This window comes from Lachnoclostridium sp. An118 (assembly GCF_002160985.1).
GTDB lineage: Bacteria > Bacillota > Clostridia > Lachnospirales > Lachnospiraceae > Claveliimonas > Claveliimonas stercoravium.
This window is the reverse complement of the sequence record NZ_NFLQ01000005.1, coordinates 1-17,072: the sequence shown is the minus strand read 5'-3', so window position 1 is coordinate 17,072 and position 17,072 is coordinate 1. Positions and strand designations below refer to the sequence as shown.

At 54.6% G+C, this 17,072-nt stretch carries 14 protein-coding genes; 13 read left to right on the top strand and 1 reads right to left on the bottom strand.

Annotated elements, in window-relative coordinates; genetic code table 11:
- Positions 1–17 precede the first annotated feature (17 nt).
- Positions 18–2,066: a CocE/NonD family hydrolase gene (locus B5E62_RS05760; protein ID WP_087173684.1), complete on the top strand. Its 2,049-nt coding sequence runs from the start codon at positions 18–20 to the stop codon at positions 2,064–2,066.
- 24 nt (positions 2,067–2,090) lie between these two features.
- A complete protein-coding gene (locus tag B5E62_RS05755) occupies positions 2,091–3,509 on the top strand; it encodes an APC family permease (protein ID WP_330398020.1) in 1,419 nt (472 codons plus the stop codon).
- A gap of 271 nt (positions 3,510–3,780) precedes the next feature.
- On the opposite strand, the gene B5E62_RS05750 is transcribed toward B5E62_RS05755, so the two are convergent.
- Entirely contained in the window at positions 3,781–5,013 is a 1,233-nt protein-coding gene (locus B5E62_RS05750; protein ID WP_087173683.1) for an argininosuccinate synthase, read from the bottom strand.
- Positions 5,014–5,445: 432 nt separating this feature from the next.
- Here B5E62_RS05750 and argC point away from each other — a divergent pair, with 432 nt between their 5' ends.
- The 11 genes from argC to B5E62_RS05695 all read left to right on the top strand — a co-directional run bounded on the left by argC (position 5,446) and on the right by B5E62_RS05695 (position 16,918).
- Positions 5,446–6,486: an N-acetyl-gamma-glutamyl-phosphate reductase gene (gene argC, locus B5E62_RS05745; RefSeq protein ID WP_087173848.1), complete on the top strand. Its 1,041-nt coding sequence runs from the start codon at positions 5,446–5,448 to the stop codon at positions 6,484–6,486.
- Between the two features lie 12 nt (positions 6,487–6,498).
- The gene (locus B5E62_RS05740) at positions 6,499–6,948 is read left to right on the top strand and encodes a GNAT family N-acetyltransferase (protein ID WP_076776556.1); all 450 of its coding nucleotides are present in this window, start codon (positions 6,499–6,501) and stop codon (positions 6,946–6,948) included.
- A gap of 35 nt (positions 6,949–6,983) precedes the next feature.
- Positions 6,984–8,207, top strand: coding sequence for a bifunctional glutamate N-acetyltransferase/amino-acid acetyltransferase ArgJ (gene argJ / locus B5E62_RS05735; protein WP_087173682.1), 1,224 nt, complete (start codon positions 6,984–6,986; stop codon positions 8,205–8,207).
- A gap of 5 nt (positions 8,208–8,212) precedes the next feature.
- Positions 8,213–9,112, top strand: coding sequence for an acetylglutamate kinase (argB, locus tag B5E62_RS05730; protein WP_087173681.1), 900 nt, complete (start codon positions 8,213–8,215; stop codon positions 9,110–9,112).
- On the top strand, positions 9,102–10,280 hold the full coding sequence (locus B5E62_RS05725; protein WP_087173680.1) for an aspartate aminotransferase family protein: 1,179 nt from the start codon (positions 9,102–9,104) through the stop codon (positions 10,278–10,280). Before argB ends, B5E62_RS05725 begins: the two co-directional genes overlap by 11 nt.
- A gap of 73 nt (positions 10,281–10,353) precedes the next feature.
- Complete coding sequence (locus tag B5E62_RS05720) at positions 10,354–10,785, top strand: DMT family transporter (protein ID WP_087173679.1); 432 nt, start codon at positions 10,354–10,356, stop codon at positions 10,783–10,785.
- 67 nt (positions 10,786–10,852) lie between these two features.
- Positions 10,853–11,452 carry a helix-hairpin-helix domain-containing protein gene (locus B5E62_RS05715; protein WP_087173678.1) on the top strand — a complete coding sequence of 200 codons (600 nt, stop codon included), beginning with the start codon at positions 10,853–10,855 and terminating at the stop codon, positions 11,450–11,452.
- Between the two features lie 32 nt (positions 11,453–11,484).
- Positions 11,485–12,174, top strand: a complete 690-nt coding sequence (locus tag B5E62_RS05710) for a response regulator transcription factor (protein ID WP_087173677.1) — start codon at positions 11,485–11,487, stop codon at positions 12,172–12,174.
- The gene (locus B5E62_RS05705) at positions 12,131–13,597 is read left to right on the top strand and encodes a sensor histidine kinase (RefSeq protein WP_087173676.1); all 1,467 of its coding nucleotides are present in this window, start codon (positions 12,131–12,133) and stop codon (positions 13,595–13,597) included. Before B5E62_RS05710 ends, B5E62_RS05705 begins: the two co-directional genes overlap by 44 nt.
- Positions 13,598–13,664: 67 nt before the next feature.
- Positions 13,665–14,624 carry a GerMN domain-containing protein gene (locus tag B5E62_RS05700; RefSeq protein WP_087173675.1) on the top strand — a complete coding sequence of 320 codons (960 nt, stop codon included), beginning with the start codon at positions 13,665–13,667 and terminating at the stop codon, positions 14,622–14,624.
- Positions 14,625–14,635: 11 nt separating this feature from the next.
- Positions 14,636–16,918: a DNA internalization-related competence protein ComEC/Rec2 gene (locus tag B5E62_RS05695; protein WP_162610263.1), complete on the top strand. Its 2,283-nt coding sequence runs from the start codon at positions 14,636–14,638 to the stop codon at positions 16,916–16,918.
- Positions 16,919–17,072: the final 154 nt, after the last annotated feature.

Genomic DNA, 17,072 nt, shown 5'->3' with positions numbered 1-17,072 from the left:
AGAGGAGGTTTGTAGATATGGCGAAAGTAGAAGCAAAAGCAAAACGAGTGATGGGGAGAGAGGAATTTCCCTACGAGTGGGATGTGATCGAGAACGAATGGATCACCATGTCAGACGGATGCAGATTATCTGCCCGCATCTGGCACCCGAAGACGGACAAGCCCCTGCCAACAGTGTTTGAGACCCAGCCCTACCGCAAGAGAGACGGCATGAGGGGGCGTGATGAGCCCATGTATGGATTTTTCGCCGGTATGGGGTACAATGTGGTCCGCGTGGACATGCGGGGAGCCGGAGAGTCTGACCAGTGCTTTTACGATGAGTATCTGAAGCAGGAGCAGGACGACGCGGTGGAGTGTATCGAGTGGATCGCAGAGCAGCCCTGGTGCGACGGCAATGTGGGCATGATGGGAAAATCCTGGAGCGGCTTCAACTCCCTGCAGGTGGCGGCAAGACAGCCGAAGGGGCTGAAGGCCATTATCTGCGTGGGCTTTGTGGACGACAGATACACCCAGGACATCCACTACAAAGGCGGATGCCTGCTGAACGACAACTTCTGGTGGGGCAATATCATGCTGGCGTACATGTGCCGTGCCATTGACTCGGAGATCAAGCCGGATACTTGGCGTGAGGAGTCCATCCGGCGCCTGGAGGAGATGCCTCTGTGGCCCGCTAACTGGCTGGAGCATCAGACGAGGGATGACTACTGGAAGCACGGTTCAGTCAGCGTGAACTACGATGATATCAAGGTGCCGGTCTTTGCGCTGGATGGCTGGGCTGACTCCTACACAAACAGCGTGCTCACCCTGATGGAGGGGCTGAGTGTTCCGCGAAAGGCCCTGATCGGACCGTGGGCTCATGTGTTTGCCCATGACGGAGCGCCGCAGCCGGCCATTGATTTCCTGGGAGAGGCCACAAAGTGGTGGGATAAATGGCTCAAAGGCATTGACAATGATACACTGGACTGCCCCATGGTGCAGGTGTGGCTGGAGGACAGCATGAAACCGGAGACTGTACATCCTGTTAGTGACGGGCGCTGGGTGGCGCTGGACAAGTGGCCTTCCTCAGACGTGGAGATGAAGACAATGTCCATGACCTATGGACATCTCCAGGACGAAGAAAACACAAAGGAGGAAGTGGTGGATCTGTGTACCCTTCCCAACCACGGACTCCTGGCCAACGAGTGGATGGGAGCCGGCGTTCCGGGAGAGAGCCCGGCGGATATGAGAGTGGACGATGGGATGGCCATGGTATTTGACTCTGACATATTAAAAGAAGAGGTTGAGATCCTTGGATATCCGGAATTTGAGGTGGAGCTTACCAGCGACAAGCCAAACGCCTTCCTCTACGCAGAACTCTGCGACATCCATCCGGACGGAGCGGCCACGAGAGTGTCCTACGGACTGATGAACCTGACTCATCTGGAGGGCCACGAGAAGGTGGTTTATCTGGAGCCGGGAAAGAAATACAAGGCGAAGGTACAGCTGGATGTGTGCGGACACAATTTCCCTGCAGGACACAGGATCAGGCTTGCCATAGCCAATTCCTTCTGGCCTATGATCTGGCCTTCACCGGAGCTTGCCACGCTGAAGCTGGATCTGTCCACAGCTAAATTTGCCCTGCCTCTGTTCAGGGGAAAGGACGCCAAGGGACCGGATATGGAGGCGAGATGTGCGCCGCTCACACCTATGACAACACTGTCACCTGGACATGTGGACAGGCAGATCACATATGATCTGATCACGGACACATGGACCTCTATCACGGACGGCGTGGGAGGCGTGTTCGGCGAGGGTGTATACCGCTTTGATGATATCGGCACAGTTGTGGAACACAATCTGAAGAGAGAGCTGACTATGAGCAACAAGGATCCGCTGTCAGCAAAGTATACGATTTATCAGAAGATGAAGAACGGCAGGGAAGGATGGCTCACGGACTGCGATATCGTGGTGACCCAGACAGCCGACCTGGAGAATTTCTACATTACCGGCCATATGGACGCCTCCATCAACGGAGAGCATGTGTTCCACAGAGACTACGACTATAAAGTAAAGAGAAACGGTCTCTAAAAACAGAAGACAGGACCGAAAGGGGTGAGGACCATCAAGTATAAAAAAATCAGTTTTCGGGAACTTGTGTTGATGAATGTCTCTGCACTCTACGGGATCAGATGGATTGCCAGATCAACCTCAGACAGCTTTGGCCTGGGGTTGGGGGCAATCCCCATGTGGGTCATTTTCATGCTGGTCTTCTTTATCCCGCAGGCGCTGATGTGTGCGGAGCTGGCCTCGGCTTATCCCACGGACGGAGGGCTGAACGACTGGGTGAAGATTGCCTTTGGAACAAAATACGGCTTCCTTGTATCCTGGATGCACTGGACAGCGCTGATATTCTGGTATGCCTCATTTCTGACCTTCCTTGCCATCAACTTCAGCTATATGATCGGAAGGCCGGAGCTGGCGGACAATAAAGCCTTTGTGCTGATCATGTCACTGGTGGTAATATGGGGCTTGTCCTTTGTCAGCATGAGGGGCATGAAGCTTGGAAAATATTTTACCAGTGTGGGTGCCTTCGGGTCTGTGATACCGACCATATTTCTGATCGGCATGGCGATCCTGGCCATAGTGGTCCTGAAGGTGGCTCCCAGCGCTTCCGAGTACACGGTGGCCACGATGACACCCAAGATGAACATGAATTCGCTTGTTGCCATCTCGGGAATTACTTTTGCCTACACAGGTGCGGAATTCACGGCCAACTTTGTGTCTGACATGAAAAATCCACAGAAGGACTATCCCCGTGCCATCATGATAGCGGCGGGACTGATCTGCGTGCTCTATGTTGTGGGAGCTGTCTGCATGACCATGCTTTTGCCCACATCGGAAATCTTTGCGTACACAGGCACGCTGGACGCGCTGGCCAAGGCCAGTGAACTCCTGGGAGTTCCGCAGATCCTTGTGCAGGTACTGGCGTTCGGGATCGCGCTTTCTGTCCTGGGAGCTCTTGTCCTGTACATTGTACAGCCGGTGAAGATGCTGTTTGGCTATTCGGAGCCTGGGATCTTCTCGGAAAAATTCATGAAGAAAAATCAGTATGATATTCCGGAGAAAGCCATCCTGTTCCAGGCCGTCCTGATCACGGTGCTCCTGGCAGGAGTCAACCTTTTCTCAGCGGTGGAGACTATCTATAATGTGCTTGTCACTATGACAGCGCTGACCTCCCTGTTCCCGTACGTGCTCTTGTTTGCAGCGTACATTAAGATCAAGAGAGAGAAAGAAGATAAGCCGGAACTTTACCAGATGACAAGAAATAAAAAGTGGGGCTGTTTTCTCGGATACTCAGAGCTGGTGATCTGTGGAGTGGCTATCGTGTGCTCTGCGCTGCCAGTGATGGGAACGACAAGTGAGAACATCATTTACGAAATTGAGCTGATTGGCGGGGCGCTGTTTGTTGTGCTGTCAGGCCTTTGGCTCTGGAAACGGTCCGGGTTGAAAAACAAGAAAGTGGGGACGTAATATTTTTCAAAAGTGTTACGTCCGGATTTGAACCAACTGGTGTGTAATTGTGTCACATACGCTTGGCGAAGGCGTCGGTCATTACAGCTATGAGAATTGTAAAAGCAAGAGTCTCTCCGCTATTATGAGGAAAAGCTCTTGCTTTTTTTGACAGATAAAATATGATATGACTGTAATTTGTGAAATAAGTTGATTTCGGATTGACACAATTACACACCAGTTAAATGGATTTGGGACGTAACACTTTTTAAAAGTGTTACGTCCCCTTTTACTATTTGCTCTCGTTCTCTTTTTTCATCTCCTGCATCTTCAATGCGCGTACCTTGAGTGGCAGTCCAAACAGGGTGATGAAGCCGTCGGCGTCATGGTGGTCATACATGTCGCCTGTTGTGAAGCTTGCCAGTGACTCGCTGTACAGGGAGTAGGGGGAGGTGGTGCCGGCCTTGATGATGTTGCCCTTGTAGAGCTTGAATTTGACTTCGCCGGTCACATACTCCTGGGTGGTCTCCACAAATGCCTGGATGGCCTCCCGGAGGGGAGTGAACCATTTGCCCTCGTATACGACCTGGGACAGCTTGTCTCCCATTTCCTTCTTCACTTCTGTTGTGGCGCGGTCCAGGACCAGCTCCTCAAGCTGCTGGTGCGCCTCGTAGAGGATAGTACCGCCGGGAGTCTCGTAGACGCCGCGGGACTTCATGCCAACCACACGGTTCTCCACGATGTCGATGATGCCGATACCGTGCTTGCCGCCCAGCTCGTTCAGCTTGCGGATGATGTCGGAGACCTTCATCTCCACGCCGTTGATGCTCTTTGGAACACCCTTTTCAAATGTCATGGTCACGTACTCCGGCTCGTCCGGTGCCTTCTCCGGAGGTACAGTGAGGACCAGAAGGTCATCGTAGTTTGGCTCGTTGGCCGGATCCTCCAGCTCCAGGCCCTCATGGCTGATGTGCCACAGGTTGCGGTCGCGGCTGTAGCTGTGCTTTGCGTCAAAGGGAAGGTCGATGCCGTGCTGGCGGCAGTACTCAATCTCATCCTCCCTGGACTGCATGGTCCACAGGTCTGTCATCCGCCAGGGCGCGATGATCTTGATGTCCGGAGCCAGAGCCTTGATGGCCAGCTCGAAGCGGATCTGGTCATTTCCTTTTCCTGTAGCACCGTGACAGATGGCGACAGCGCCCTCCTTCCTTGCGATCTCAACGAGACGCTTTGTGATGGCCGGGCGGGCCATAGCTGTACCGATCAGATATTTGTTCTCGTATACTGCGTGAGCCTGCACGCAGGGAACAATATAATTGTCGCAGAAATCATCCACGATATCTTCTATATATAATTTGGAAGCGCCGGACATCTTTGCTCTCTCCTCCAGGCCGTCCAGCTCTTCGCCCTGTCCGCAGTTCACGCAGCAGCAGATAACATCGTATCCGAATGTCTCCTTCAGCCACGGGATGACGGCTGTTGTGTCAAGTCCGCCTGAATAGGCAAGTACCACTTTTTCTTTCATCGTATCTTCCTCCTGAAATGTATTTTCCTTTTTCTGCGCCGCTGTGAGCCGCGCTTAAAACAATCTAAATCGCAAGGTTAACTATACACCATATTTTATAATTATGCAAGTGTAATGCAAAAAAAACAAATTTTAGTGTATATTATACAAAGCTTTTGCGGAAAATCCGACGGCACCGGGAAAAACCGCATAAAAATGAGGGATAAGCGAGAGAGGACGGGAAGGAAAAAGAGCGGATATACAGAGGGGGACAGGAGGAGAGAGAGAAATATTGAGAGAAAAAACTTGCATAATATTCATTATGGATGTATAATCATGCAGTACCGAGACACAGCCGGGAAAAAGTTCCGGCAATCTACTTTACACGGAATGAAAAGTGGTATAAACTTTAACAAGTGTTATTCTATTTTAATAAGAAAGGATATGCGTGAGATGATAAAAGCAGGAATTATCGGTTCCACCGGGTATGCGGGGGCAGAGCTGGTCCGCATTCTGATGGGGCATAAGGATGCCGAGATCGTGTGGTACGGCTCCAGAAGTTATATAGATAAGAAGTACGCAAGTGTGTACCAGAATATGTTCCAGATCGTGGATGCAGTCTGCATGGATGACAATATGGATGAGCTGGCCGCAGCGGCGGACGTGATATTCACGGCAACTCCACAGGGCCTGTGCGCTTCCCTTGTAAATGAGGATATCTTAAGAAAGGCGAAGATCATCGACCTGAGCGCGGATTTCCGCATCAAGGACGTGGCTACCTACGAGAAGTGGTACGGCATAGAGCACAAGAGTCCGGAATTTATAAAAGAGGCCGTTTACGGCCTGTGCGAGATCAACAGGGAGGATGTGAAGAATGCCCGGCTGATCGCCAACCCGGGATGCTATACCACTTGTTCCATCCTGACAGCCTATCCTCTTGCAAAAGAAGGACTCATTGACATGGACACACTGATCATTGACGCCAAGTCCGGTACATCCGGCGCCGGCAGAGGAGCCAAGGTGCCGAACCTCTTCTGCGAGGTCAATGAAAATATGAAGGCTTACGGCGTGGCCTCCCACAGGCACACCCCGGAGATAGAGGAGCAGCTGGGATATGCCTGCGGACACCAGGTGGTGCTGAATTTTACGCCCCATCTCGTGCCCATGAACCGAGGGATCCTTGCCACAGAGTACGCAAAGCTGACAAAGAATGTGACCTATGCGGATGTGAAGGCCGTGTACGAGAAATATTATAAAGATGAGAAATTCATCCGCCTCCTCGATGAGGGCGTCTACCCCGAGACTAAGTGGGTGGAGGGCAGCAATTACGTGGATATCGGCTTTAAGATCGATGAGAGGACCGGCCGCATCATTATGATGGGAGCCATTGACAATCTTGTGAAAGGAGCGGCCGGACAGGCGGTGCAGAACATGAACCTTGCCTTCGGACTGCCGGAGGATGAGGGGCTGGATCTTGTGCCCATGTTCCCGTAGAGGTGAATAGATATGACAATCCGTGAGATGACCATTGACGATTACGAGGAGGTGTACCATCTCTGGAAGCAGATCAAGGGATTTGGCATCCGGAGCATTGATGACTCCAGAGAAGGGGTAGAACGCTTCCTTATGAGAAATCCCACCACCAGCGTGGTGGCGGAAAAGGACGGAAAGATCGTGGGCAGCATTCTGTGCGGACACGACGGCAGGCGGGGATGCCTCTATCACGTGTGTGTGGACGAGGCCTACCGCCGTCACGGCATAGGGAAAGCCATGGTGGTGAAGGCCATGGAGGCACTGAAGGCGGAGCAGATCAACAAAGTCTGTCTCATTGCATTTACAAAAAACGATATCGGAAATGCCTTCTGGAATACCATTGGGTGGACAGAGAGGGAAGACCTCAACTACTATGATTTCGTGCTGAACGATGCCAATATTACGGCGTTCAATGAACAGTAAAGCAATAAAAATATTTTCAGGGGAAGGTGGATAACATGGAGAGAATAGAAGGCGGCGTGACCGCGGCAAAAGGATTTGAGGCAGCCCATGCGGCGGCCGGACTGAAGTACAAGGACCGCACAGATATGGCCCTGATCTACAGCCAGGTGCCCTGCGTGACAGCAGGAACCTTTACCACAAATGTAGTAAAGGCAGCTCCCGTAAAGTGGGACCAGCAGGTGGTAAAGAGTGGAAAGAAATCACAGGCTGTCATTGTAAACTCAGGAATTGCCAACGCCTGCACAGGCGCAGAAGGCTTTGGATACTGCAAAGACACAGCGGACAAGGCCGGGAAGGTCCTTGGCATTGACCCGGAAGGCGTGCTCATCGGCTCTACGGGCGTCATTGGAAAACAGATGCCCATCGAGAAGCTGAAAGCCGGCATCGAGGCCCTGGCCCCGAAGAAAGCTTCCACCCTTGAAGCAGGGACAGAGGCGGCAAAGGCCATTATGACTACAGATACAAAGGAGAAGGAGATCGCCGTCACCATCCAGGTAAAAGACACGACCGTCACCATCGGTGGCATGGCAAAGGGCTCCGGCATGATCCACCCCAACATGTGCACCATGCTCTCTTTCATCACCACAGACGCTGTCATCACAAAGGAAGCGCTCCAGAGTGCCCTGAGCGAGGATGTGCCGGATACATACAATATGATCTCCGTGGACGGGGACACTTCCACCAATGACACGGTCCTTCTTTTGGCCAACGGAATGGCAGAAAACGAGGAGATCACCTGCGGCACGCCGGAATATGAGGAGTTTAAGGCAGCTCTCCACGTGATCAACGAGTACCTGGCAAAGAAGATCGCCGGGGACGGGGAGGGAGCCACCGCTCTCTTTGAGGCCAAGGTCATCGGAGCCGAGAGCAAAGAGCAGGCCAAGGTGCTGGCAAAGGCTATCGTCTGCTCCAACCTGACCAAGACAGCCATCGCGGGCCATGATGCAAACTGGGGAAGGATCCTCTGCGCTATGGGATACTCCGGCGCCCAGTTTGATCCGGAGAAGGTGGATCTGTTCTTTGAGAGCCAGGCAGGAAAGATCCAGATCATAGAGAACGGCACTGCCGTGGACTACAGCGAGGAGGAGGCCACAAAAATCCTCTCCGAGCCGGAAGTGACAGCCATCGCGGACGTGAAGATGGGACAGGAGAGCGCCTCCGCCTGGGGCTGTGACCTGACTCACGGGTACATTGAGATCAATGCAGATTACAGGAGTTAAGAAAAATGGATAACAATATGCAGAAATATCTGGATAAGGCAGAGGTGCTCATCGAGGCCCTCCCCTATATCCAGCGGTTTAACCGTAAAGTTATTGTTGTGAAGTACGGCGGCAGCGCCATGGTGGACGAGACCCTCAAAGAGAGAGTGATCCAGGATGTGACCCTGCTGAAGCTGGTGGGATTTAAGCCCATCATCGTCCACGGCGGCGGAAAGGAGATCAGCCGCTGGGTGGGCAAGGTGGGCATGGAGCCCCGCTTTGTGAACGGTCTGCGGGTGACCGACGAGGCCACCATGGAGCTGGCGGAGATGGTCCTTGGAAAGGTCAATAAGGAGCTGGTCCAGTTCGTGGAGGGACTGGGTGTCCGGGCCATCGGCATCAGCGGCAAGGACGGAGGCCTCCTGCGGGTGACAAAGAAGCTCTCTGACGGGCAGGACATCGGCTTTGTGGGAGATGTGAAGGAAGTGAATGCGGATATCCTCTGGGACCTTCTGGAGAAGGATTTCCTTCCTATTGTGTGCCCTGTAGGGCTGGACGACAAGAACAACACCTACAACATCAACGCGGACGACGCGGCCTGCGCCATCGCCAGGGCCATGCACGCGGAGAAGCTGGCATTTTTGACAGATATAGAGGGCGTGTACAAGGACCCCAGGGATCCGGAGACGCTGATCTCAGAGCTGAAAGTGTCCGAGGCCAGACAGCTGATGGAGGAGGGCTATATCGGAGGCGGTATGCTCCCGAAGCTGAACAACTGTATCGATGCAATTGAAAACGGCGTTTCCAGAGTGCATATCCTGGACGGCAGGATCCCCCACTGCCTCCTGCTGGAGATCTTCACCAACAGAGGTATCGGAACCGCCATCTTAGATGATGAAGGGAGCAGATTTTACGATGACAAATAAATGGATCGATGAGGCGGAACAGTCGCTTCTGCACACCTACAACAGATATCCCATCGTTCTGGAGAGAGGCGAGGGTGTATACCTGTATGACACAGAAGGGAAAAAATACCTGGATTTTGCCGCAGGCATAGCTGTGTGCGGCCTTGGATACGGACATAAAGAGTACACGGAGGCGCTGAAAAACCAGGTGGACACCCTGCTCCACACCTCCAACCTGTACTACAGCAAGCCGGCGGCGGAGGCGGCCGAGAAGCTGACCAGGGCGGCTCAGATGGACCGTGTCTTCTTTACAAACAGTGGAACAGAGGCCATTGAGGGTGCCCTGAAGGCGGCCAGAAAGTACGCCTTCACAGAGGGCTTTGGCCGCTATGAGTTTATCGCCATGGAACACTCCTTCCACGGGCGCACGATGGGCGCAGTGGCTGTGACAGGAAACGAGGCCTACCGGACGCCTTTTGAACCGTTGATAGGGGGCGTGAAATTTGCCCGTTACAATGATCTGGACAGCGTGAAGGAGCAGATGAACGAGCATACCTGCGCGGTGATCATGGAGACTCTCCAGGGAGAGGGAGGCATCTATCCTATTGACCCGGCATTCCTGCAGGGGGTGAGAAAGCTCTGTGATGAGAATCACGTGCTCCTCATCCTGGACGAGATCCAGTGCGGTATGGGACGCACCGGCACCATGTTTGCCTGGCAGGATTACGGCGTAAAGCCGGACATCATGGCCATGGCCAAAGCCATCGGCGGCGGTGTCCCGGTAGGGGCTTTTGCCATGACTGAGAAAGTGGCTGAAAAATCCCTGGCTCCGGGAGACCACGGCACCACCTACGGGGGGAATCCCTTCGTGTGCGCGGCGGTCAGCGCAGTGCTGGACATTTTCGAGAAGGAAAAGATCTGTGACCACGTGAAGAAGGTGGGCGCCTACCTGGAGGCACAGCTGGATGCCCTGGCAGAGCGCAAAGAGTCTGTGGAGATGCGCAGAGGAAAAGGCCTGATGCAGGGACTTGTGCTGAATGTGCCGGTGGGAGAGGTCGTTGTGAAGGCCCAGAAAGAGGGACTTTTAGTCATCACGGCGGGTGGAAATGTACTCCGCATGGTGCCGCCTCTTATCATCACAGAAGAGCATGTGGATGAGATGATCGAAAAGCTGGAAAAAGTACTTTAAAAAGTCTGGCGGAATATACAGGCCGGCTGTGGGAAATACTAACTTCTGATCAACAGGAAGGAAGTGATTTTCTATGGCCGGTTTTTTTATCGCGCTATTATCAGGCGCACTTATGAGCATACAGGGCGTATTCAACACCCAGGTGACCAAGACAACAGGAGAGTATGTGAGCAATGCCTGGGTGCAGTTCTCGGCCCTCGCTGTCTGCCTGGGAGTCTGGTTTTTTGCGGGCAGAGACAGCTTTGGCGCCATTGCCCGGGTGGAGCCTAAGTATATGCTTCTTGGCGGCGTCATCGGAGCGGGGATCACCTGGACAGTCATCCGCAGCATGGAGCAGCTGGGTCCCGCCAAGGCGGCGCTCCTCATTGTCATAGCCCAGCTTATCGTGGCCTATCTCATTGAGCTGGCAGGGCTTTTCGGTGTGGAGAAAGAACCCCTGGAGTGGCGGAAGGTGGGAGGCATGGCGCTGGCCCTGATCGGAGTTGCAATTTTCCAGTGGAAATAGTACAATGATCTTATCTAGGCATAAGAGGGGTGTCCGCAGCTGGAACACGGCTGTAAAGGAGAAAATCATGCGTAGAAGACTGACAGCGGTCCTCTGGGTCCTTGTGATCCTGACCGCCTGTTTGAGTGGATGTAAGAGAGAGAAAGAGAGCTCCGGCATAGAGGAGATCTCTCTGGAAGAGACAGATGAGGAGGATGTTTCAGACGGGGCAGATGAAGAGCCCGAAAAAGAGGAGGATGTCATCTGTGTGTATGTGTGTGGGCAGGTGGCATCTCCGGGAGTCTATGAGCTGCCCGCAGGTGCCCGTGTGTATCAGGCCATAGAGTCCGCAGGCGGCACTCTTGATGGGGCTGTCCCGGAGAGCCTGAACCTGGCCCAGCTGGCGGAGGACGGGCAGAAGGTCTATGTCCCCTCCAGGGAGGAGGCGGCCGCTGTCCCCGGAGAGACGGCGTCCCCTTCCCCGGAGCAGGGAGCAGGAAAAGTGAATCTGAACACCGCCGGCCTGGAGGAACTGATGACTCTCACCGGCATCGGACAGACCCGGGCGGAGGCCATTATCACCTACCGGGAGGAAGAGGGAGGTTTCCGGGCGCCGGAGGACATCATGAACGTGGACGGCATCAAGGAAGGCATCTACGAGAAGCTGAAAGATGAAATTACTGTGTGACGACAGAACAATGAAAAGCTAAGGGAGACATTATGGGTTGGAAAGTATTGGTTGTGGATGATGAAAAGCTGATCGTGAAGGGCATACGGTTCAGCCTGGAGCAGGATGACATGGAAGTGGACTGCGCCTACGATGGGGAGGAGGCTCTGAAGCTGGCCGCTGAAAATACATACGATATCATCCTTCTGGATGTCATGCTGCCCAAGAAGGACGGCTTTGAGGTGTGCAGACAGATCCGGGAGTACTCGGATGTCCCCATCATCATGCTGACTGCCAAGGGGGAGGATATGGACAAGATACTGGGGCTGGAGTACGGCGCCGACGACTACATCACAAAGCCCTTCAATATCCTGGAGGTGAAGGCTAGGATAAAGGCCATCATACGCCGCACCGGCAAAAGGAAGGACCAGAGGGAAGACGGGAGCATTGTGGCCAAGGGGGATATGCGGATAGACTGCGAGAGCCGCAGAGTAGTGATAGGGGACCGGGAGATCAACCTGACTGCAAAGGAGTTTGACCTTCTTGAGCTTCTGGCCACCCACCCGAATAAGGTGTACAGCCGGGAAAACCTGCTGAACCTCGTGTGGGGCTACGAGTATCCGGGTGACGTGCGCACGGTGGATGTACATATCCGAAGACTCAGGGAGAAGATCGAGACGCAGCCCAGCGATCCGAAATATGTGTACACGAAGTGGGGAGTTGGTTACTATTTCAGGGGTTAGATTGTATTTCAGAAATCATTTTTTAAAAAGTCTGAAGTTCCGAATTATCTTTCTTTTTATAGCGGTGGGGATCATTCCCTGCATCGTCTTGAAAGCTGTTATCCTGGAAAGCTATGAAAGCAGGGCGGTTGACGTGCGGACCGCCCAGCTGCAGAACCAGTGCACGATCCTGTGCAACCAGATAGGCGCCGGGGGATATCCTGACGCGGGCCTTTCGGAGGTGCTGGAGAGTGAGCTGGAGCAGCTGTCTGATATTTATAACGGCCGCATCATGCTCATCAACAGCCAGTATCAGATCACAGAGGATACATACGACCTGGACACGGGGAAGATCATCGTGTCTGAGGATGTGATCCAGTGCTTTGAGGGAGAAGGGACAAAGATCTATGACCCGGACAACCAGTATATTGAGGTGACCTCCCCTGTGTTTGCGCCCGGAAGCAGTCAGGTGACAGGCGTCCTGCTGGCCAGTGTGTCGGCGGACTCTGTCCTGGACAGCCTGGATGTTCTGGACAGCACAGCCTGGGTTGCGGTGGGAGTGACGGCCCTTCTGGTGGCTGCCCTCGCCGTCGTACTGGGCTCTGTCATGGTCCGGCCCTTTGCCAGGATCACCTCCTCCATCGAGGCGGTCAGCGAGGGCTATGACAGCAACTATCTCCACGAAAACGCCTACACCGAGACAAGCCTCCTGTCCGAGGCCTTCAACAAGATGCTGGGCCGTCTGAAGACGCTGGACGACTCCAGGCAGGAGTTTGTGGCCAATGTGTCCCACGAGCTGAAGACGCCCATCACATCCATGAAGGTGCTGGCGGATTCATTGCTGGTGCAGGAGGACGCGCCTGTGGAGCTGTACAGGGAATTTATGGCGGACCTGTCGGAGGAGATCGAGCGGGAGGACAAGATCATCAATGACCTTTTGTCCCTTGTGAAGATGGATAAGACCGCCTCCACCCTGGATGTGAAGCAGACCAATATCAATGAGCTGGTGGAGAAGATACTGAAGAGGCTGCGTCCCATCGCGGCTGCGGCCAACATAGAAATGGTCTTTGAGAGCTTCCGCCCGGTAAACGCAGAAGTTGACGAAGTAAAGCTTTCGCTTGCTATTACAAACCTTGTGGAGAATGCGGTAAAGTACAATACAGAAGGGGGCTGGGTCCATGTGTCCCTGAACGCAGACCACAAATTTTTCTATATCGAGGTGGCGGACTCGGGTATCGGCATCCCCCAGGAGGCCCAGGAGCATATCTTCGAGAGGTTTTACCGGGTGGATAAATCCCACTCCAGAGAGATCGGCGGCACCGGGCTCGGACTTGCCATTGCCAGAAATGCCGTGGTCCTTCACAGAGGCGCGGTCAAGGTGTACAGCCAGGTGGGAGAGGGGACCACATTTACGGTGCGGATCCCCCTGAGCTATATCGTCTGAACATCCCGGCAGAGCCCTCTGTGTGGGAAGTACTCTGCCAGGGAAGACAGGAAGGAGGTCCCTGAAGATGAAAAATCTGTATAGTTCCATGAAGAGGGGGGCGGCTCTGTCGGCAGCCTTTCTCCTGACCCTGGGGAATCTCTCCGGATGTGGGAGGGACAGGAGCATCCCGGAACCGGGGGAGGAGTATCTGCTCTATGTGGAACAGGGAGGATCGTCCCTTGTGCCGGTGGCCTGGCAGCCATCCGGAGAAGAGGCCGGGGATACGGTGCAGGAGGCGCTGGATGAGATGAGAACCCCGGAAAACCCGGACGGGTATGTGAGCGCGATCCCCGCGGAGGTGTCTGTGGAGGTGAAGTCCCTGCAGAACGGGAAGCTGGACCTGACCTTTGGCGACTCCTACAGCAGTCTCCCCAAAAAGAGCGAGGTGCTGCTGCGTGCCGCGGTGGTCCAGTCCCTCACTCAGATAGAGGGAGTCAGCCGGGTGCGCTTTTTTATAGGTGACCAGCCTCTCAGGGAGGCGGACGGGACAGAGACAGGCTACATGGGAGCAGATGATTTTGTGCAGAATATCGGCTCAGCTCTGAATTCTTATCAGAAGACAGAACTGACCCTTTATTTTGCGGCTGCTGACGGAAACGGCCTGGCAGTGGAAACGGTAAACGTGAGATACAACAGTAATACATCCCTGCAGAAGCTGATCCTGGAGCAGCTCCTAAAGGGGCCCCGGACACAGGAGAGCCAGGACACGCTGCCGGCGGACGCGATGCTCCTGGGTGTTTCTGTAAAGGATGGCATCTGCTATGTAAATTTTGATGAGGGATTTCTCGCCCAGGACTACCAGGTCTCCCCGGAGCTGGTCGTCTACTCCCTGGTGAACTCCCTTGTGGATAACGGGGACGGGGAGGTCCGGGCCGTGCAGATATCTGTGAACGGAGAGTCAGACATCAGCTTTCGGAACACGGTGGATCTGAGCCGGCCCTTTGAGAGAAATCCGGATCTGGTGGAGGAAACGGAATCACATTGAAAGAAAGGCGATTGTTTATTTTTTGCTCGCTCTTTCTGCTGGCCGCCTTTCTGGCCGTGCACCTGGGCGGAGACCGCTTCCTGGAGGAGCTCCGGAAGCCCCCTGTCCAGGCGGCCTTTAGGGAGGACGATACGGTCCTTGTAGAGGGTCAGGTGTGGAAACAGGAGGAGAGGGCAGAATACCATGTGTTTTATCTGAGAGACAATTCTATCACAAAGTCCGGCCGGACTGTAGAGGAGGCCGGCATTATCTTATACGATCCCGAGAAGACGGATCTTCGGACAGGCAATATCCTGCGCGCCAGTGGACAGCTCTTTTTCTTTGACGAGGCGCGAAATCCCGGTAATTTTGACCAGCAGTTCTATTATCAGAGGCAGAATATCCACGTGGGCCTGTGGGCACAGAGCGTGGAGGTGAAGGACGACTCCTTCTGGCACCTGCGGGACACCCTTGAGAGGTTCCGGGGAGAGTGGAGGAAGGCTCTCCTTGAGGCGGCGGGAGAGAAGGACGGGGGAATCCTGGCGGCCATGATCTTGGGAGACCGGCAGGGCATGGACCCGGAGACAAAGGAGCTCTACCAGGTCAATGGCATTGCCCACATCCTTTCCATATCGGGGCTTCACCTGTCTTTTATCGGCATCGGCTCCTACCAGCTCCTGAGGCGGCGCACAGGCTCCTATCTGGCAGGCGGCCTTCTGGGCATCGGCTTCCTGCTCCTGTATATCCTCATGATCGGCACAGGCGTTGCGGTTCTCCGCTCTCTTGTCATGTTCCTCCTGCGGGTGGGGGCGGACATGGCAGGCAGGGCTTACGACATGATCACCGCTCTGGCCGCGGCGGCAGCTGTGGTCATCCTGTGGCAGCCGCTTGCCTTTTACGACGGGGGATTTCAGATGTCCTTCGGAGCTATCCTGGGGATGTGGATCCTTGGAGAGCTGATGCGGCCATCCGGGAAGGAGCGGCAGGCCGGTAGAGGGAAAGACCGGCGCCCGGAGAAGGAGAAGAGCCTTCCGGTAAGAGCGAAGAAGGGACTTGTGCAGGCGCTGCAGTCCAGTCTGGGCGTGCAGATGATCCTCCTGCCCGTCACTCTGTACCACTATTTTGAGTTTCCACTCTGCTCGGTCTTTTTGAATCTGCTCGTCATCCCCCTCATGTCAGCCCTCCTCTTCCTGGGGATGACAGGCAGCCTTATGTATATGGCGGTGGAGCCGGCCGGGCAGGCACTTGTCTGGATGGGGAGCAGGATACTGGACATCTACGAAGTCAGCTGCCTGGCAGCCCTCTCCCTTCCGGGGAGCCGTCTCGTGACAGGACAGCCGGATATGGGGGCGGTCTGGTTCTATTACCTGACTTTGGGTATCACCATAGTCCTCTGGGTGCTGGCGAAGAAAAAGAAAAGGGCCGGAGGCAGAGAAAGCCCGGCGGAGAGGCGCAGGGCCCTTGTGCCTGTCTTTGCCGGGGCGGCTGTCCTTCTTTTTGCCGGACCTGCCTCCGGCCTGGGAAGCCTTGGACAGGTGGAGATCACCATGCTGGATGTGGGACAGGGAGACAGCAGCTTCATCCGTGCGGACGACGGGACAGCTATCCTCGTGGACGGGGGCAGCAGCGATACGGACCAGGCCGGCAGATACAGGGTCGAGCCGTTTTTGAAGGCGGAGGGCGTGGGGGTGCTGGACTATGTGTTTGTGACCCACGGGGACAGCGACCACATGAACGCAGTGGAGGAGCTGCTCGACAGGCAGGAGACAGGTGTGAAGGTGAGTTGTCTTGTGCTGCCTGTCCCCGGCGTTTGGGATGAGGAGCTGAAGGCTCTGGCGGGGAAGGCAAAAAGCAGGGGTGTTCCTGTCGCGGTCATGGACAGGGGAGGAACTCTGTCCTGCGGCAGCCTTACAGTGACCTGCCTCCAGCCCGGGGAGGAGGATGAGATGGAGCCGGGAAACGGGGCCTCCCTCGTGCTGGATATATCCTGCGGGGACTTTGACATGCTCCTTACAGGGGACGTGGAGGGAGAGGGGGAGGAGGCGCTGGAGCAGAGGCTTAAGAAGACTTACGATGTGCTGAAGACGGCCCATCACGGCTCAAGAAATTCCACATCGGAATCGTTTCTCCAAAAGGCGTCTCCAAGCGCTGCTCTCATCTCGGCTGGCAGGGACAACCGCTACGGGCATCCCCACCAGGAGACGCTGGACCGGCTGCGCCGAGAGAGATGCTCTGTGTACCAGACAGCGCAGAGCGGCTCTGTGACGATAGTGACAGATGGAAGGACCATGCGCATCCGAAGATTCCTGCCATGATCTTTTTGCCTTCCCCATGTCCCGGAGGGCATCTTCTTGAGTTTCCGCAAACTGCAATAAAAAAATAGCTATGTCTACCCAAAGTACCAATCTGCCCATTTTTTGAGAGATTTAGAATGGCAGCACCGAGAGTAGAGGCACTTTTATAAGCCCC

Excerpts from the sequence above, each read along its gene's own strand:
- B5E62_RS05760 (WP_087173684.1), top strand. The coding sequence starts at position 18 with ATGGCGAAAGTAGAAGCAAAAGCAAAACGAGTGATGGGGAGAGAGGAA.
- B5E62_RS05750 (WP_087173683.1), bottom strand. The coding sequence starts at position 5,013 with ATGAAAGAAAAAGTGGTACTTGCCTATTCAGGCGGACTTGACACAACA.
- argC (WP_087173848.1), top strand. The coding sequence starts at position 5,446 with ATGATAAAAGCAGGAATTATCGGTTCCACCGGGTATGCGGGGGCAGAG.
- B5E62_RS05740 (WP_076776556.1), top strand. The coding sequence starts at position 6,499 with ATGACAATCCGTGAGATGACCATTGACGATTACGAGGAGGTGTACCAT.
- argJ (WP_087173682.1), top strand. The coding sequence starts at position 6,984 with ATGGAGAGAATAGAAGGCGGCGTGACCGCGGCAAAAGGATTTGAGGCA.
- argB (WP_087173681.1), top strand. The coding sequence starts at position 8,213 with ATGGATAACAATATGCAGAAATATCTGGATAAGGCAGAGGTGCTCATC.
- B5E62_RS05725 (WP_087173680.1), top strand. The coding sequence starts at position 9,102 with ATGACAAATAAATGGATCGATGAGGCGGAACAGTCGCTTCTGCACACC.
- B5E62_RS05720 (WP_087173679.1), top strand. The coding sequence starts at position 10,354 with ATGGCCGGTTTTTTTATCGCGCTATTATCAGGCGCACTTATGAGCATA.
- B5E62_RS05715 (WP_087173678.1), top strand. The coding sequence starts at position 10,853 with ATGCGTAGAAGACTGACAGCGGTCCTCTGGGTCCTTGTGATCCTGACC.
- B5E62_RS05710 (WP_087173677.1), top strand. The coding sequence starts at position 11,485 with ATGGGTTGGAAAGTATTGGTTGTGGATGATGAAAAGCTGATCGTGAAG.
- B5E62_RS05705 (WP_087173676.1), top strand. The coding sequence starts at position 12,131 with ATGTGTACACGAAGTGGGGAGTTGGTTACTATTTCAGGGGTTAGATTG.
- B5E62_RS05700 (WP_087173675.1), top strand. The coding sequence starts at position 13,665 with ATGAAAAATCTGTATAGTTCCATGAAGAGGGGGGCGGCTCTGTCGGCA.